The following is a 17,609-nucleotide window of genomic DNA, read 5'->3' as shown; positions in this document are numbered from 1 at the left end:
GCCTATCCGAACATGGTGTTCGGCAACAGCAAGGCCAGTTGCGGGAACATCAGCACCAGGATGACGGCCGCCAGCATGGCGAACCAGAACGGCCAGATGCCGCGGAAAATCGTGTTGAGCGAGACATCGGGTGCAATGCCCTTGACGACGAATACGTTGACGCCGACCGGCGGCGAAATCAGCCCCATCTCCAGGGCGATGACCATGAGGACGCCGAACCAGACCATGTTGATGCCGAGCGGCTCGATGATCGGCTGCACCAGCGGCACCGTCAGCACCAGGATCGCGAAACCGTCCATGAACATGCCGAGGACGATGAAGATGGCGAGGAACGCGATGACCACCTGGACGCCGGTAAAGCCCTGTGAATCGACCCAGAGCGACAACGCGTAGGTAATGCCGGTAAAGCCGATGAACGTCTTGAAGACAAAGGCCCCGAACAGGATCATGAAGACGGTGCCCGAGGATTTGAGCGTGCTCGAGAACACCTCGACGATGTTCGCCCAGGTCAGCTTGCGGCGGATCGCGGTGACGACCAGCGCAAGGAAGGCGCCGATGCCGGCCGCTTCCACGGCCGAGAACACGCCCGTATAGATGCCGCCGATGGTCAGCACGATGATGCCGACGATCCAGCCGGCGCGGGCGAGCGCGCGCAGCCGTTTGCGCAGGGATTCGGCGCTGGCTCCGCCGGGCGCCATTTCCGGATCGCGTGCAACCACGATCCAGATCGCCAGGATGAACAGCGCCGTCAGCAACAGGCCCGGAATGACCCCGGCCATGAACAGCCGCCCGATGCTCTCCTCGGTAAGGATCGCGTAGATGACGAACCCGGCCGAAGGCGGGATCAGGATGCCGAGCGTTCCCCCGGCGGCGATCGATCCGGTCGCCAGCCCGTTGTGGTAGTTGTAGCGCTGCATCTCCGGCAGCGAAACGCGGCCCATGGTCAGCGCCGCCGCCAGCGAGGAGCCGGACAGGGCCGAAAAGCCGGCGCAGCCCACCACCGTCGCGGATGCAAGACCCCCCTTCAGGTGTCCCAGCCAGGAATGGGCGGCGTCGTAGAGGTCGCGGCTCATCCCGGAAACACCGGCAAGATTGCCCATCAGGACAAAGAGCGGGATGATCGTCAGCGGATAATTCGACGCCTCGTTGTAGATTTCACCGGCCAGTTTCGGGATCGCCGCCTGCGGGCGGATGAAATAGATACCGGCCGTGCCGACGAGCATCATGGTGACGCCAACCGGCATGCGGATGAACAACAGGATGAAGAGGGCAAGAAAACCGAGGAAGGCGATCGCGGTGTTGTCCATCAGTCGCCGATCTCGTTGGGGTCTTCGCCCGAGAAGTGCCGCAGGCCGATAAAGAGCCTGAGCAGGAGGTGCAGCGTGTAAAGGCCGAGCGCAACGCCCAGGAAATAGTAGAACGGCCTGTGCTCGATGCTGAAATTGTTGGTGATGCACGCCTTTTCGATGCCGCAGGCTGCGTGGAACAGCGCATAGGTCGCAAGGCCGGCGATGGCGGCGGACAGGGCCCGCATCACCGCATCGGTATAGCGGGTGACCCGCCTGCCGAAGAAATAGGAGATCACGTCGACGCTGACATGGGCGTTGTGGCGCGCGCCGTAGGCGACCGCGGCGCCGGCGACCAGGGTCAGGGTGACCACCGAGAGATCCTCGATCCCGAAGATCGGATCGTTCAGACCGTAGCGCCAGGTGACGGCGGCGATGGTGATCAGCATCAGGGCGACGATCGAGACGGCCCCGATCACGGCAAGCAGCCCGGCAACGCGGCCGAGCTGCCTGTCAAGCCAGGCGAGCGTCCCGGGCGTTTCGTCGGACAAGGGTTACTGGCCCTTCATGATCGCCATGACCTCTCCGACCGTTTTCGATCCGGCCTTCTGCTGCATGATCTCCGCAAGAACCGGTTCGATCTTGGCGTTGAAGCGCGCTTTTTCATCATCGCTCAGCTCGATCATTTCCAGCCCCGCGTCGGTCGCGACCTTGATGCCGAACTTGGTCGCCTTCTGGTACCCCTCGCCACCGGAAACGGACAGCCAGTCGGCCGAGGCCTCGTCGACCCATCCGCGTTCTTCCTCGCTCAGCCCGTTATAGACGTCCTTGTTCATCAAAAGAACGAAGGCGGAGCCGGAGCCGGGCATCCAGGTGGTGACATAGTTTCCCGGCTCGTGAAGCTTGAATGCGGCAATCGCCGAACTGTCGATGGCAATACCGTCGATCACGCCGTTCGCCAGGTTCTGGTTGATCACGGTGACCGGCTGGGCGACCGCGGACGCGCCGAGCGCCTCCATGAACGGCACGTCCTGCTTCGCTGTCACGCGGATCTTCATGCCTTCAAGGTCCTCGAGCTTACGGACCGGCTTGTCCTTCGTGATCAGCACCGGCGGCGCGTTCGTCCAGACCGCCAGGAGTTTCGCGTCGTATTCCTCTTCCAGCACATCGCGGGCCCGCAGGATCGCCTCGGTGCATGCGTTCGGGCTGTCGCAGACCCCCGGCAATGTCACGACATTGGTCATCGGGAAGACGTCGCCCGTATAGCCCGGCAGCGTGAAGACGATATCGGCAACGCCGTCGAGCAGTATGGCGTACTGTTTCGGCGGTACGGAATTCAGCGCCCCGCCGGGAAACTGCTGAACGGTCATCTTGCCGCCGGAGACCTCCGCCAGCTTTTCGGCAAACGGCGTAAAGACCGCCGCGTTCATCGGATGCTTCGGCCCCATGAAATAGGCGAGGCTCAACTCCTTCGCTTCGGCAACCGAGACCGAAACCGCCAGCGCGGCGGCTGCAAGCATTGACACATGTTTCATTTTTTTCCTCCCTTAATTCCTCAAAATAGCCAGCCGGCCGGCCCGCTGATCGAGTGGTATCCCTGAAACTGGATTATGCCCTCGTATCCCAGATTGCGTCCAATTCCCGATTGTTTGAAGCCGCCGAACGGACCGCGGCCGTCCTGCGCCGTGGGACCGTGGGCGTTGAGATAGGTAAAGCCGGCTTCGATCTGCCGCGCGATCTTGACGGCGCGGTCGCGATCCTCTGTCCACACCGAGGAACACAGGCCGAATTCGCTGTCATTGGCCTTGGTCACAGCCTCTTCCTCGGTGTCGAAGGGCATGATCGGAAGCGCCGGACCGAACTGTTCCTTGCGCACGATGTCGAGCGCCTGGTCCGGATCGTAGACCAGTGTCGGCCGCTGGAAATAGCCCTTCGCATAAAGGTCTTCGTCCGGGACCTGGCCCAGTTCCTTCAGGTCCGCGCCGGCCGAGCGCGCCTGATCGATCATGCCGGTGACAACGTTGAGCTGCTTGCGATTGTTCACCGGACCCATGTTGGTTTCCTCCAGCAGCCCGTCGCCGACAACCATGCGGTTGCACACGGCTGTCAGGCCGTCGACGACCTCGTCATAGCGCGAGCGGTGCACGTAAAGGCGCTTGAGCGCCATGCAGATCTGCCCCGACGACATAAAGGCCCCCAAATACATGCGCATCAGGGCGGCGTCGTCGATCTTCGCATCCGGGCACACGATCGCCGCGTCGTTCCCGCCGAGCTCGAGAGTCACCGGTGTGATGTTTTTCGCCGCCACCTGCATCACGTGCCGGCCGACATCCACCGAACCGGTGAAATTGACGAAGCGCACGAGCGGATGCGAGACCAGCGGATCGCCGATCTCGGAGGCACCGCCCGTCAGGATGTTGACGACGCCCGGCGGCAGCATCTCGGCGATCTTCTTCAGGGTCAGCGACGGTGCGAGCGCCGAATTGTGGCTGGGCTTGACGACGACGGTGTTGCCGGCGACCAGTGCCTGCGGCAACTTGGCGCCGAGGATGGAGAGCGGCCAGTTCCACGGCACGATCAGCGCGGCGACACCGCGCGGCTGGCGCGTCACGATGGTATCGAAGGGCGGGCCGCTGATCTCCTCGTCCGCTGCCAGGCGCTCCGCATAGGCGGCCGATTGCCGGAACCGATCCCCGAGCCGCGAAATCTCCAGCAAGGTTTCCTTGATGATTTTTCCGTGTTCGCGGCAGAAGAGATGCGACCGGTACGCGACATCCGCCTCGTCGGCGACCAGTTCATCGGCGACCTTGAGGAGCAGTTTCGCCCGCTCGCCATAGGACAGCGCCGACCAGGCAGGGAATGCGCCGTGCGCCGCCTGCACCGCGGCATCGACATCCGAGGCCCCGGCTGCTGCGGCGTGGCCGACCAGCTCATCGGGGCGCGCCGGATTAAAGATCTCGTAGGTTCGCCCGGCCGCCGCGGGACGTGCCTCTCCGCCAATATACAGATCGGTCGTGACCGGATTTTGCACTGCCTGGCTCATGGCTCGTTCCTCCCTGGACGGACCGGGACTGCCCGAGCGCGGCCCGCTGACCGAGCCGTTCCGGTCGCGTCATCCCAACCTGTCTTTTGAAATTTGAACCAGATTTTGTATCCAAAGTTAAGATCGATATCGGAAATTAGCTGGAATTTTGCGTAAAAAGTGCTCTTATGTATCCAAAAATGAAGAGGAACCGATGTCTTCCAGTTCGCAACGCGTGCTCGCGGTGGTGCGCAGACAGATCCTGAACGGCGAACGCGTGCCCGGCGAAAAGATCACGGAAGTCGGCATCGCGGCCGAGATGGATGTCTCGCGAACGCCGACCCGCACGGCGCTGGCCACATTGGCCGCCGAAGGTCTCATCGAAAAACGCAGCGGCCGCGGATTCACGGTTCGCTCGATTTCGAGTTCGGACGTCGAGAAATCGATTGCCGTGCGCGCCGCGCTGGAGGCACTCGCCGCCCGCACCATGGCGGAGAACGGGATGCCAAAATCGGCCGAGGATGCCTTGCTGAAGTCGATCGCCTTCACCGAGAGGGTGCTCGACGCCGACGAGCCGGACCCGGACTATATGGACGGCTATCAGGAGGCGAACATCCTCTTCCACGAGACGATCATGTACCAGTGCGGCAACGACCTGATCGCGCATGCCTATGAGCGCATCGCCATGCTTCCGCTCGCCGCGCTTGGCTCGCTTGCCTTCGACCGGACCAATCCGCGCCGCGAGCTGAAGCGGCTCACCGTCGGTCACTCGCAGCACATCATTATCTTCGACGCCATCAAGAAACGAGATGCGGCGCGGGCCGAGGCGATGATGCGCGAACACAGCCATGCGACGCTCAACTATGCCGACCTCTTCGTCAAACGCATCTACGAAACCTCCAGCGCCGATCGCCTTGAAGCGGCGGCCAACGAGTAGGACGCCATGACGCAAACCGCGCGCCACTGGATCAACGGCACTTGGATCGAAGAGGGCGAGGCCGCGACCACGGTCGACGTCTACCGGGGAGCCGATCACGCCGCGTTCCTCATGGGCGGTGCCGGCACCGCCGAAGAGGCCATTGACGCAGCCCGCAGGACATTCGACCGGACGCCCTGGCCCCACGCGCCGCGGCTGAGGGCGAAGACCCTGCTGGAACTCGCCGATGCGATCGCCGCACGCCGTGACGAGATTGCGCGGGAAATCGCCGTCGAGAACGGCAAGGTACTCGCCCATTGCCTGCACGAGACGGACGCCGCCATCAGCGAGGCGCGCTACTATGCCGGGCTTGCCCGGTCCATTTTCGGCCGCGTGAGCGAGATCGACGAGGGCAAGCAGTCGATCTTTGCCCGCGAGCCCATCGGCGTCGCCGCCATCATCGTTCCCTGGAATGCTCCGTCGACACTGCTGCTGCGTTCGCTCGGCCCTGCCCTTGCCGCCGGATGCACCGTCGTTATCAAGGGCGCGCACCAGACGAGCGGCGTCAACCGGATCTTTGCCGAATGCCTCTCCGCCTGCCCCTCCCTCCCCGCCGGTGTCGCCAACATCGTTCACGGCGATCTTGAGGTTTCGCAGGTACTCTGTACGCATCCGGAGGTCGATGTGGTCAGCTTCACCGGTTCGAGCGCCACCGGAAAGAAGATCATGGCCGGCGCCGCGCCGACGCTGAAACGCCTGTCGTTGGAGCTGGGCGGCAAGGCGCCTGCCCTGGTGTTTGCCGATGCGGACCTGGATACGGCAACCGCAGAGATCGTCCGCGGTTCAATACCCCATGCCGGGCAGATGTGCACGGCCATCACCCGTGTCCTGGTGGAGGAGAGCCTTTGGGACGCATTTACCGGCCGGCTTGTCGATGCGCTCGGCGCCGTTGCCGTGGGTGACCCGATGGACGGCTCCGTCCAGATGGGACCGCTGTTCGACCTGCAGGGTGCCGATCGCTACCGTACGGCGGTCGACGCGGCGAGACAGGCGGGAAGCACCTTGCTGGATGGCGAAGTTCGAGACGGCCACCCGCGCGGCAACGTGGTGACGCCGGCGCTTTTTGAGATTGCCGACAACAGTCACCGGCTGGTCCAGGAAGAGCTTTTCTGTCCGCTGGTGCTGGCGGAAAGGTTCAACGACGAGGAAGCCGCGGTCGCGAGCGCCAATGCGACCCGCTACGGCCTCGCAGCGAGCGTGCACACGTCCGATCACGGCCGGGCGCGGCGCGTCGCGCGTGCTCTTAAGGCGGGCACGGTCTGGATCAACTGCCACAACCGGTTGTTCGCCGAGGCCGAGACCGGCGGTTTCCGCGAGAGCGGCCTTGGCCGGCTGCACGGCCTGGAAGGTCTCGACGATTTTCTCGAGACGAAGCACATCTACGCCGAATTCGGCCGCCTTCCGGGTGGATAGATCATGGGTCGGCTGAAGGGAAAAGCCTGCATAGTCACCGGCGGCGCAAAGGGCCTCGGGCTGGAATTTTCACGGACGCTCCGTGTCGAGGGCGCGAATGTCCTGATCGCCGACATCGCCGACGGGGCGGAGGCAGCCGCCGATACCGGCGCGCTCTATAAACACACCGATGTCTCGGACCCTGCCGAAGCGGCGGACGCGGTGTCAGCGTGTATCGAAGCATTCGGCCGGATCGACGTCCTCGTCAACAATGCCGCGGTGTTCGCGACGCTTCCGGTCGCCCGATACGACGAGATCGATCCGGATCTCTGGGACGAAGTCATGGCCGTCAACGTGCGCGGGGCCTTCAACATGGTGCGCGCCGCCGGGCCGCACATGGAAAGGCAGCAATCCGGCAAGATCATCAATGTCACGTCCGGAACCGTCTACAAGGGCATGCCCGGAATGCTGCACTACATCGCGTCGAAAGGCGCGCTCGCGGCAATGACACGGGCGCTGTCGCGTGAACTCGGACCTGCCGGGATCTGCGTCAATTCGCTGGCGCCCGGGCTGACGCTGTCGAGCAGCATCGTCGAAAATACCGAACATGTGGAAGCGGCGCGTTCGAAAGTGCTTTCATCGCGCGCACTGGCACGCGACGCCTATCCCGACGATCTCATCGGCGCCCTGATATTCCTCGCCTCGAACGACAGCGATTTCGTCACCGGGCAGACCATCGCAGTGGACGGCGGCTCGGTGAACACCTAGCCGCCGCCATTTTGACCGCTATTCGGCCGCTTCCTTGGCCGCCATCGGGTTGTTCGGATGCGTCGTCCAGTTGGCGTAGTCCGGATCGATCGGCTCCTTGGTGCGCGGATCGACGCCGGCGATCTGCTCCATCGTGATACAGCCGTCGACCGGGCAGACATTAACGCACAGATTGCAGCCGACGCATTCCTCGTCGATCACCTCGAACATGCGCTCACCGTTGACGATGCTGGTGATCGCCTGGTGCGAGGTGTCCTCGCAGGCGATATGGCAGCGTCCGCACTTGATGCAGGCGTCCTGGTCGATGCGCGCCTTGGTCACGTAATTGAGGTTGAGGTACTGCCAGTCGGAGACGTTCGGCACGGCCATGCCCTGGAACTCGCCGATCGTGTGATAGCCCTTCTCGTCCATCCAGTCCGAAAGGCCGTCGATCATTTCCTGGACGATCTTGAAGCCGTATGTCATCGCCGCCGTGCAGACCTGGACCGTGCCGCAACCCAGGGCGATGAATTCCGCCGCGTCGCGCCAGGTGGAAATGCCGCCAATGCCGGAAATCGGCAGGCCCTTTGTCTCCTGGTCCCTGGCAATCTCGGCGACCATGTTCATGGCGATCGGCTTGACGGCCGGACCGCAATAGCCGCCGTGCGAACCCTTGCCGTCGATGGTCGGCTCGGGTGCGAAATTGTCGAGATCGACCGAGACGATGGAGTTGATGGTGTTGATCAGCGAGACGGCGTCGGCCCCGCCGGCCTTGGCCGCCCGCGCCGGATAGCGCACGTCCGTGATATTCGGCGTCAGCTTCACGATCACCGGCAGGTGCGAATACTGCTTGCACCATTCGGTGACCATCTGAATATATTCCGGCACCTGACCGACGGCCGAGCCCATGCCGCGCTCGCTCATGCCGTGTGGACAGCCGAAATTGAGCTCGATTCCATCGGCGCCGGTGTCATTGACGCGGCTGAGGATTTCCTTCCAGCAGCGTTCCTCGCACGGCACCATCAGCGACACGATCATCGCCCGGTCGGGCCAGCGCTTCTTGACCTCGATGATTTCCTTCAGGTTGATCTCGAGATCGCGGTCGGTGATGAGCTCGATATTGTTCAGGCCGAGCAAGCGGCGGTCGGGGCCGTGAATGGCGCCGTAGCGCGGTCCGTTCACGTTGACGACAGGCGGCCCCGCTTCGCCGAGGGTCTTCCACACCACGCCGCCCCAGCCGGCTTCGAAGGCACGCTCGACATTATAAGCCTTGTCCGTCGGCGGGGCTGACGCGAGCCAGAACGGATTGGGGGATTGGATGCCCAGAAAGTTGGTTGAGATATCTGCCATGATTTCCTCCCGAGCTACGCGGAAAGCGTTGCGTGAATGGATTCGGCGGCAATCTTGCCGTCCTCAACGGATACGACCGTCAGGTCCTCGCCGCTCCTGACGCAATCGCCGCCGGCCCAGACGGTCGCAAGACTGGTCTTGCGGTTTTCGTCGGTGCGGATGCGGCCGCGGTCCATATCGAGTCCGCTGCCGGCCAGCGGATGATCGTCGAAGCTCTGGCCGATGGCCTTGAAGACCTGGTCCGCGGCGATGGTCGTTGTTTCGCCGGTGCCGGAAAGCGTGCCGTTTGCCTGGCTGGTATATTCCAGCTCGATACCGGCCACGGCGCCGGCGTCATCCAGCACCAGGGCTTTCGGCTGCAGCCAGTGGCGGATGGTCACGCCGCTCGTCTGGGCGACCTCCTGTTCATAGTCGCTGGCGTTCATGCCGTCCTGACCGCGCCGGTAGGCGATCGTCACCTCCTCGGCGCCGAGCCGTTTGGCCTGGGTTGCGATATCGATTGCGGTCATGCCGCCGCCGATCACCACCACGCGGCGGCCGATGGCAAGCCTGGAAAGATCGGCGGCCTGCCGGAGCCCGGCAATATAGTCCACCGCGTCTTCGCAGCCCTCGGCATCCTCGCCTTCGACGCCGAGCGAATTGACATTGGCAAGGCCGATACCGAGGAAAACGGCATCGAACTGACCGGTCAGGTCCGACAGGCTGAAATCGGCGCCCAGCTTCTTGCCGGTCTCGACCGTGATGCCGCCGATGTCGAGGATGAACTGCAGTTCCTTCTGGGCGAAGTCGTCGACCGATTTATAGGCCGCGATGCCGTACTCGCTAAGGCCCCCGCCCTTCTCCCTGGCTTCGAACACGGTCACGTCGTGACCGTGCATGGCCAGACGGTGGGCGCATGAAAGGCCCGCCGGTCCCGCGCCGACAACGGCCACGCGCTTGCCGGTCGACGGCGCCCGCTCAAAGGGATGGTCGGACGCCTCGCGCATGAGCACATCGGTCGCATAGCGCTGCAACTGTCCGATCTTGACCGGTTTGCCTTCGGCGATCTCGCGCACGCAAGCTTGCTCGCACAGCGTTTCCGTGGGGCAGACGCGGGCACACATGCCGCCGAGGATGTTCTGTTCGAAGATGGTTTTCGCCGCGCCCTTGGCGTTCTCCGCGGCGATCTGCCGAATAAACAGCGGAACGTCGATGCTGGTCGGGCATGCGATCATGCACGGAGCGTCGTAGCAGAAATAACAGCGATCCGCCTCCACGGCAGCCTCATGTGCATTGAGCGGCGGGTGGATGTCGGAAAAATTCTCGGCATATTCGGATTGCTCGAGCCGACCGGCCCTGACGTCACGCATTGCTTCGCTCGCCATGCACGCCTCCTTCCTCGTAGTGCCGCGCCACCTTTTCCGGTTTCCTGCGCGGCAGTGCTCCCATTTACCGTCAACAGAATGACCTGATTTTCTCACAAGGTCAAATTTTTTATCATATGGTCAATTTTGCACTGAAAACAGCTTAAGCCCACCACGCGCCTTCAACGGCCGCGCGGCGTTCGACATTGTTAAATTTATTCAGAGACTTGTGAGCAGATTCCGCAGCGCTATTCGAAAACGATCCGCGGCGCCGCGATCTCCGCCGCTTCGGCGCCTTCCATGATCTGATCGCGCACCTTTTCGGCGATCTCCCTGAAGATTAGCGCATGGGGCCCGTCCGGCTGGGCGACGACCACCGGCGTTCCGGCATCGGAGTTTTCGCGGATGTCCATGTGCAGCGGCACTTCCCCGAGGAATGGAACGCCGATCCGCTCGGCCTCCTCGCGGGCGCCGCCATGGCCGAAGATGTCGGACCGTTCGCCGCAGGACGGACACTGGAAGTAGCTCATGTTCTCGATGAGGCCGAGCAGCGGAACATCGACCTTCTTGAACATGTTGAGACCCTTGCGGGCATCGATCAGCGCCAGGTCCTGCGGCGTCGAGACGATGACGGCGCCGGCAAGCGGCACCTTCTGCGCCATGGTCAGCTGCGCATCGCCGGTGCCGGGCGGCATGTCGACGACGATCACGTCGAGTTCGCCCCAATCGACCTCGCGCAGCATCTGCGTCAGCGCCGACACAACCATCGGACCGCGCCAGATCATCGGCGTTTCCTCGGCCACGAGGAACCCCATGGACATGACCTTGAGGCCATAGGCTTCCTTGGGCTTCAGCATGCGTTCGCCGGTCTGCTCCGGCTGTCCGCCGACATTGAGCAGGCGGGGCATGGACGGGCCGTAGATATCGGCATCGAGTATGCCGACCCTGAGCCCGATCGCCTGCAGGCCAAGCGCCAGGTTGACGGCGGTGGTCGATTTCCCGACGCCGCCCTTGCCGGAGGCCACGGCGATGATTGCGCCGACGCCTGGCACCCCGGCCTTTTGCGGCTGCTGCGGCTGGGGTGCCTGCCGGTTGGCGTTTGCGGGTTCCGGGCCGGCTCCGGGCTTCTTCTCGGCCGTCAGCGCAACCATGGCGGCACTGACACCGTCCATCGATTTGACGGCGTTCTCGGCCGCCAGCCGCAACGGTTCGAGTTTCGGCGCCAGGTCGGCCGATACCGTGATGGAAAAATAGACCTTGCCGTCGGCGATGAAGACATCCGAAACAAGGCCCTTTTCGACAATGTTCCCGCCGATCGCCGGATGGCTGACGCCTTCCAGCCTGTTGAGAACCTCTTCCTTGCTCACCTGTGACATTGGCGACCCGTTTCCGAACAAAAGTTCATCAGCAAATAGTGCACATTTCCACCCCTTACAATGGAGGATATGCCGCACTATCTCCACACCGATCCGGATGATTGCAACACGGCGATGGTATTCATTTGCGAAACCGTATACACACCATTGGCTTTTGCAGCGGATTTTTCTATAGCTCACCGCGAAACGGACAAACCATAAGGATATGAGCGTGTCAGCCACATTCGACAAAGTTGCCGACATTATCGCCGAAACAAGCGAAATCGACCGGGACACCATTACGCCCGAAAGCCATACGATCGACGATCTGGGAATCGACAGCCTCGATTTTCTGGACATTGTTTTCGCCATCGACAAGGAATTCGGTATCAAGATTCCGCTCGAGCAGTGGACGCAGGAAGTCAATGACGGCAAGGTTGCCACGGAGGAGTACTTCGTCCTGAAAAATCTGTGTGTGAAGATCGATGAATTGAGGGCCGCCAAGTCCTGACGCAAGCGCCGCGAACATTGACCAAGAGCGGCATATGGGTGGCTGATGCTCCTTGAATATTTTCAGATGATCGACCGCGTCCAGGGCATCGATCTCGATGCGGGGCGCATCACGGCCCAGTCCACCGTTCCAGCCGACAGCCCGGTATTCGAGGGCCATTTCCCCGGTCTTCCCCTCGTCCCCGGCGTGCTCTTGATCGAGACAATGGCGCAGGCGAGCGGCTTTTTGCTGCTGGCAGCGAACGCGTTCAGCGCCATGCCCTTCCTGATGTCGGTGGACGGCGCCAAGCTGAGGACCTTTGTCGAACCGGAAACGGTGCTCGATATCGAAGCGGATCTGGAGCATGAAGGATCCGGATTCGCGGTCACCAAGGCCCGCATCCGCAGCGGCGGCACGAAGATATGCGACGCGCAGCTCAAATTCCGCACGGTGGCGTTTGATGCGGCGGTCGATCCGAAAACAGCGCAGCTGGCACAACTCATCAAGGCACGGGCGAAAGACGTCGGGCTGATTGCAGCCATGCCGCAAAGCGCCGATGCCTGAGGACCGTTCCATGGCGAAGAAACCGAATGATGTGGTGATCACCGGCATCGGCATTGTCAGTTGCCACGGCGTCGGCCGCCAGGCGCACGAGGCCGTGCTTGCGGCATCCGAAAGTCCGCAACCGATCATCGACAGCGAGCGTTTTGCGCCCTACCCCGTGCACCCGGCACCCGAGATCGACTGGTCGGAACAGATTCCGCGGCGCGGCGACCAGCGCCAGATGGAGAACTGGCAGCGTCTCGGCGTCTTCACGGCCGGACTGGCGCTGGATGATGCCGGTCTCAAGGAAGATGCCGAACTGTGCGGCTCCATGGACATGATCGTCGCAGCCGGCGGCGGCGAACGGGACGTCGCGGTCGATACGATGATCGTCAACAAGGCACTGACCCGTAACGACCGGGACCATGTCCTCAATGAAATCCTGACGACCGAGCTGCGCCCGACCCTGTTTCTGGCCCAGCTCTCCAATCTGCTGGCCGGCAATATCTCGATCGTCCACAAGGTCACCGGTTCGTCCAAGACCTTCATGGGCGAGGAGGCAGCCGGCATCTCGGCGCTGGCTACCGCCTTCGAGCGCATCCGCGCCGGTCAGTCGACGCATGCGCTGGTCGGCGGCGCGTACAACGCCGAACGTCAGGACATGCACATGCTTTACGAGGGCGTGCAGTCGCTGGCACAGGGCGACTGGCAGCCGCTCTGGTCCCGTTCCAGCGGCGGCGGCATTATCACCGGGTCCGCATCCGCGTTCCTGGTGCTCGAATCGCGAAGCCATGCCGAAGCCAGGGGCGCCCGGATCTACGCTTCGATCGGCAATGTGGACGGCGACCGCGGGAACCGTGACGAGGCCGGCCTGGAAAGACGGTTGGGCGACCTCGCCGACCGTGTAGCGCCCGCCGAGGACCGGAACCCCCTGGTCCTCTCGGGAACGTCCGGTAAACACGATCTGCGGGACCGCGAGAGGACGTTCATCGAAGAACGCTGGCCGGATGCGGCATTGCGCGGTTATGGCGGCATTACCGGCCACACCATGGAGGCGCAGTTTCCGGTCGGTGTCGCAATCGCCGCACTGGCCCTGAATTCCGGCGCCGGCCTGCCGCGCTTTGACACCGAGGCCGAGGCCGATATGAGCGGACCGGCGGAAACGGCGATCGTGACTGCCGTCGGGTTCACGCACGGCGAGGGCCTTGCTTCGCTCAACGCCGAGTAACAACCCGGAGCACAGATATGACCAAGAGCACCTACACGGATCATCTCGGACGGCCCCTGATCGCCGTAACGGGCATGGGCATCGTCACCTCGCTCGGTCAGGGCAAGCAAGACAACTGGCAGGCGCTCAGCGGCGGAACATCCGGCATTCACACGATCACGCGGTTTCCGACGGAAGGCCTTTCGACGCGCATTTGCGGGACCGTGGACTTCATGGACACCTCCAACAGAGCCAGCGAATTGTCCTTCGCGCTGGCGGATGCGGCGACCCGGGAAGCCGTCTCCCAGGCCGGCATAAACGGCGATTTCAACGGACCGCTCTTCGTTGCCGCTCCGCCGGTGGAGTGCGAATGGACCGACCGGTTCGCCCTTGCCGATGAAGCCGGCCTCAAGAGCGATCAGGAAAATGCCTATGACGGCCTCCTCGAAGTCCTGCGCACGCGGCCGCACCCGGAGTTCACGCGCACCGCGCTGTTCGGCACCGTCGCCGAGCGCCTCTCGGACCGTTACGGCACCCGGGGCCTGCCGGTGACGCTGTCGACCGCATGCGCGTCCGGCGCGACGGCGATCCAGCTCGGCGTCGACGCAATCCGCCAGGGCCGCACGGAGCGGGCGCTGACCGTCGCTACGGACGGCTCGGTCAACGCGGAAGCGCTGATCCGGTTTTCCCTGCTTTCGGCCCTTTCGACCCAGAACGATCCTCCGGAGAAAGCGTCCAAGCCATTCAACAGCGACCGCGACGGATTCGTCATTGCCGAAGGCGGCGCCGCGTTGGTCCTTGAATCGCTCGAAAGCGCCGTGTCGCGCGGCGCGACGATCCTCGGAATCATGAAGGGCTACGGCGAGAAGGCCGACCATTTTCACCGCACCCGTTCCTCGCCCGACGGCGCGCCGGCCATCGCAACGGTCCAGGCGGCGCTCGACGACGCCGGTCTCGACGCATCGGGCATCGGCTACATCAACGCCCACGGCACATCGACCCCCGAGAACGACAAGATGGAATACCTGTCGCTTTCGACGGTATTCGGCGATCACCTGTCCGCGATTCCGGTTTCCTCCAACAAGTCGATGATCGGCCACACGCTCACGGCGGCCGGAGCCGTTGAGGCGGTTTTCTCGCTGCTGACGATCCAGACCGGAACGCTGCCGCCCACCATCAATTACGAAAACCCGGATCCGGCAATCGAGTTGGATGTCGTTCCCAACGTCAAGCGCGACCAGGCCGTGACATCGGTCCTGTCGAACTCCTTCGGCTTCGGCGGACAGAACGCATGTCTTGTCATGACGGCTGAACCGGCCTAAACGGCTGCTGATCGAATTAATCGGCTACGCCCGTAGAGACAGGACACCGCACGACTATGCGCGCACTGCAGCTCGTAGAAGACCGCAAACTTGAACTGGCGGACATTGACGCGCCACCCCCTCCCGCACCCGGGGAGGTCACATTGCGCATCGGCGCGGTGGCGCTCAACCACATCGACGTCTGGGGATGGCGCGGCATGGCCTTCGCCAAGCGCAAGCTGCCGCTGGTCATCGGCGCCGAGGCCTCCGGCACGGTCGAGGAAATCGGACCCGGCGTCTCCAACGTCCTTCCCGGGCAACTCGTCTCTATTTACGGCGCGCGAACCTGCGGGCTGTGCCACGCGTGCCGCGAGGGCCGGGACAATCTTTGCGAACATGTCGGCGGCGTGCACGGCTTCCACCTCGACGGCTTCGCGCAGGAAAAGATCAACCTGCCGGCACGGCTGCTGGTGCCCGCACCGCCGGGCGTCGATGCCGTCGGCGCGGCGCTCGCGCCGGTCACCTTCGGCACGGTCGAGCACATGCTTTTCGACAACGCCCGCCTCGAACCGGGAGAGACCATACTCGTGCAGGCCGGCGGCTCCGGCATCGGAACCGCCGCCATACAGCTGGCGAAGAAGCACGGCTGCACGGTAATCACAACGGTTGGCTCTAACGGTAAGATGGACAAGGCCAAGGCGCTCGGGGCCGACCACGTCATCAATTACCGCGAGGACCGCTTCGAGGGCGTCGTGCGCAAGCTGACGAAGAAGAAGGGCGTCGACGTTGTCTTCGAACATGTCGGCGCCGACACCTGGGCGGGTTCCATGCTGTGCATGAAGCGTGGCGGGCGCCTCGTCACCTGCGGCTCCACATCGGGCGTTTCCACCCAGATGAACCTGATGCAGCTGTTCCAGCAGCAATTGCGACTGATCGGATCCTTCGGCTGCCGCATGGAGAACATGGCCAACGCCATGCAGAAGATGGCGCGCGGACTTGTGCACCCGGTGATAGACACGGAGGTCGGTCTCGACGATATCGACACCGCGCTGGCGCGCATGGAAGGCCGGCAGGTTTTCGGGAAGATCATCCTGAGGATGGATTGATCGGCGTGAAGCGTTTCCTTTCGAGATATGCATTCAAGCTGCGAAAGGCCAAGAACTGGCTTGTCGCGCAGATCATCTTCGTGATCCTGAGGATCCTGCGGCGCATACCGGCTCGCACGGCAATCCGCTTCACCGAGAAGATGGCTTATCTGATCGGTCCCAGGACGGCACGCCACAAGCTCGTGCTCTACAATCTCGAACGCGCCTTTCCCGAAAAGTCCGAGGAAGAGCGCGAGGCGATCGCCCGCGACATGTGGGGCAACATGGCGCGGCTTGCCGCCGAGTATGTGTTTGTCGAGGAACTGATCGACCACGATCTCGCCAACGGCAACGGTGGCATGATCGAGGTCGACGGCATCGAGCGCTTTCTCGACCTGCGTGACAATCCCCGCCCCTTTATTGTCTTCACGGCCCATACGGGCAATTTCGAGTTGCTGCCGATCATCGCCGCCAAGTACGGGCTCAACGTCACGGCGCTGTTCCGCCCGCCGAACAATCCCTATATCGCGCGCAAGCTCATGTCGGCGCGCCGCACCCATATGGGTCATCTCGTGCCGTCCCAGGTCGGCGCGGCCTGGAGCCTCGCCGGTGTCCTGGAGACCGGCAAGGGCGTCGGGATGCTGGTCGACCAGAAGTTCCACAAGGGCGCGAAGACGGAGTTCTTCGGATTGAAGGTCCAGACCAATCCGCTGCTGGTGAAACTTGCGCGCAACTACGACTGCGAGGTCTACCCCGCCCGGTCGATCCGCCTGCCCGACGGCCGCTTCCGGCTGGAGATCGAGCCGGCCGTGGAACTGCCGCGCAACGGCAGCGGTCAGATCGACGTCGCCGCAACCGCGCAATTGCTGAACGACAAGGTGGAAAGCTGGGTGCGCGAATATCCCGGCCAGTGGCAGTGGTTCCACGACCGCTGGAATATCAAGCACAAGCTCTACGGGTGAGCACCTAGCGCCGGATGATAATCCGCGTATTCTTGAACCCTTCCCGCTGTACCAGCGAAAACAGCGTCGCGGCATTGTTCGGATCGAGCCTGACGCAGCCGTGCGAGGCGGGGCGTCCAAGGCGGCTGATCTCATTGGTGCCGTGAACAGCATAGCCGCCGCGGAAGAAGATCGCGAAGGGCATCGGCGCATTGTTGTATTTGCGCGAGCGGTGATGTCTGGAAAGCCATTTCGGACGGTAACTGCCGGTCGGCGTATAGTAGCCCCGGCGTCCTGTCGAAACCTTCCAGCGGTATTTGACCTTGCCGCGATGGGTCACCACCATCGTCTGGCTGGAAAGGTCGATACGGGCAGTCAGCGTCACCGCCCCGGCGGCAACCGGCTGAAAAACGAGAATCGCGAAACCAAGAACCAGAACCGACAAGAACAAACGCATATTTCTTCCCCCAATTGGCGCGGCGCCGACGGCACGACGCGCGCTCTTGCTTCCCCCAAGTCCGAAAGATCTACAGACGGCGAGATTTAATCCGCACTGGTAAGAGCGGTTATT

At 63.0% G+C, this 17,609-nt stretch carries 17 protein-coding genes; 9 read left to right on the top strand and 8 right to left on the bottom strand.

The genetic code is table 11. The features are described 5' to 3' along the window. Positions 1-2 precede the first annotated feature (2 nt). Genes E4M07_RS01365 through E4M07_RS01350 form a run of 4 tightly spaced genes read right to left on the bottom strand, consistent with a single transcriptional unit; the run spans position 3 to position 4,329 of the window. Positions 3-1,307, bottom strand: coding sequence for a TRAP transporter large permease (locus E4M07_RS01365; RefSeq protein ID WP_136656491.1), 1,305 nt, complete (start codon positions 1,305-1,307; stop codon positions 3-5). Then, on the bottom strand, positions 1,307-1,837 hold the full coding sequence (locus tag E4M07_RS01360; RefSeq protein ID WP_136656490.1) for a TRAP transporter small permease: 531 nt from the start codon (positions 1,835-1,837) through the stop codon (positions 1,307-1,309). Before E4M07_RS01360 ends, E4M07_RS01365 begins: the two co-directional genes overlap by 1 nt. 3 nt (positions 1,838-1,840) lie before the next feature. Then, positions 1,841-2,821 (bottom strand): TRAP transporter substrate-binding protein, encoded by a 981-nt coding sequence (locus tag E4M07_RS01355; RefSeq protein ID WP_136656489.1) that lies wholly within the window; start codon positions 2,819-2,821, stop codon positions 1,841-1,843. 20 nt (positions 2,822-2,841) lie between these two features. Further along, the gene (locus E4M07_RS01350) at positions 2,842-4,329 is read right to left on the bottom strand and encodes an aldehyde dehydrogenase family protein (RefSeq protein ID WP_136656488.1); all 1,488 of its coding nucleotides are present in this window, start codon (positions 4,327-4,329) and stop codon (positions 2,842-2,844) included. Positions 4,330-4,522: 193 nt separating this feature from the next. Here E4M07_RS01350 and E4M07_RS01345 point away from each other — a divergent pair, with 193 nt between their 5' ends. Genes E4M07_RS01345 through E4M07_RS01335 form a run of 3 tightly spaced genes read left to right on the top strand, consistent with a single transcriptional unit; the run spans position 4,523 to position 7,444 of the window. Further along, positions 4,523-5,245 carry a GntR family transcriptional regulator gene (locus E4M07_RS01345; RefSeq protein WP_136656487.1) on the top strand — a complete coding sequence of 241 codons (723 nt, stop codon included), beginning with the start codon at positions 4,523-4,525 and terminating at the stop codon, positions 5,243-5,245. A 6-nt stretch (positions 5,246-5,251) separates the two neighbouring features. Further along, positions 5,252-6,697: an aldehyde dehydrogenase family protein gene (locus E4M07_RS01340; RefSeq protein WP_136656486.1), complete on the top strand. Its 1,446-nt coding sequence runs from the start codon at positions 5,252-5,254 to the stop codon at positions 6,695-6,697. A 3-nt stretch (positions 6,698-6,700) separates the two neighbouring features. Next, positions 6,701-7,444: an SDR family oxidoreductase gene (locus tag E4M07_RS01335; RefSeq protein ID WP_136656485.1), complete on the top strand. Its 744-nt coding sequence runs from the start codon at positions 6,701-6,703 to the stop codon at positions 7,442-7,444. An 18-nt stretch (positions 7,445-7,462) separates the two neighbouring features. On the opposite strand, the gene preA is transcribed toward E4M07_RS01335, so the two are convergent. From preA to E4M07_RS01320, 3 genes are all read right to left on the bottom strand, one after another. Then, complete coding sequence (gene preA, locus E4M07_RS01330) at positions 7,463-8,773, bottom strand: NAD-dependent dihydropyrimidine dehydrogenase subunit PreA (RefSeq protein ID WP_136656484.1); 1,311 nt, start codon at positions 8,771-8,773, stop codon at positions 7,463-7,465. A 14-nt stretch (positions 8,774-8,787) separates the two neighbouring features. Then, positions 8,788-10,137, bottom strand: a complete 1,350-nt coding sequence (locus E4M07_RS01325) for an NAD(P)-dependent oxidoreductase (protein WP_206057151.1) — start codon at positions 10,135-10,137, stop codon at positions 8,788-8,790. 227 nt (positions 10,138-10,364) lie between these two features. After that, entirely contained in the window at positions 10,365-11,492 is a 1,128-nt protein-coding gene (locus E4M07_RS01320; RefSeq protein WP_136656483.1) for an Mrp/NBP35 family ATP-binding protein, read from the bottom strand. Positions 11,493-11,697: 205 nt separating this feature from the next. On the opposite strand from E4M07_RS01320, the gene E4M07_RS01315 reads away from it, so the two are divergent. From E4M07_RS01315 to E4M07_RS01290, 6 genes are read left to right on the top strand one after another with little or no spacing between them, the layout of a single operon-like run. Continuing rightward, positions 11,698-11,982 (top strand): acyl carrier protein, encoded by a 285-nt coding sequence (locus tag E4M07_RS01315; RefSeq protein WP_136656482.1) that lies wholly within the window; start codon positions 11,698-11,700, stop codon positions 11,980-11,982. Between the two features lie 45 nt (positions 11,983-12,027). Further along, a complete protein-coding gene (locus E4M07_RS01310) occupies positions 12,028-12,525 on the top strand; it encodes a 3-hydroxyacyl-ACP dehydratase FabZ family protein (RefSeq protein WP_136656481.1) in 498 nt (165 codons plus the stop codon). Positions 12,526-12,535: 10 nt separating this feature from the next. Continuing rightward, entirely contained in the window at positions 12,536-13,732 is a 1,197-nt protein-coding gene (locus tag E4M07_RS01305) for a beta-ketoacyl-ACP synthase (protein WP_136656480.1), read from the top strand. A gap of 17 nt (positions 13,733-13,749) precedes the next feature. Next, positions 13,750-15,033 carry a beta-ketoacyl-ACP synthase gene (locus tag E4M07_RS01300; protein WP_136656479.1) on the top strand — a complete coding sequence of 428 codons (1,284 nt, stop codon included), beginning with the start codon at positions 13,750-13,752 and terminating at the stop codon, positions 15,031-15,033. 56 nt (positions 15,034-15,089) lie between these two features. Next, entirely contained in the window at positions 15,090-16,118 is a 1,029-nt protein-coding gene (locus tag E4M07_RS01295) for a zinc-binding dehydrogenase (protein WP_136656478.1), read from the top strand. Between the two features lie 5 nt (positions 16,119-16,123). Next, complete coding sequence (locus tag E4M07_RS01290; protein ID WP_169054049.1) at positions 16,124-17,059, top strand: lipid A biosynthesis lauroyl acyltransferase; 936 nt, start codon at positions 16,124-16,126, stop codon at positions 17,057-17,059. Between the two features lie 4 nt (positions 17,060-17,063). Here the strand turns inward: E4M07_RS01290 and E4M07_RS01285 are convergent, their stop codons facing one another. Continuing rightward, entirely contained in the window at positions 17,064-17,495 is a 432-nt protein-coding gene (locus E4M07_RS01285; RefSeq protein ID WP_136656476.1) for a L,D-transpeptidase, read from the bottom strand. Between the last annotated feature and the right edge of the window lie 114 nt (positions 17,496-17,609).

The organism is Nitratireductor sp. XY-223 (genome assembly GCF_004959855.1).
Taxonomy (GTDB): Bacteria; Pseudomonadota; Alphaproteobacteria; order Rhizobiales; family Rhizobiaceae; genus Hoeflea_A.
This window is presented reverse-complemented; position numbering and strand designations above follow the sequence as displayed.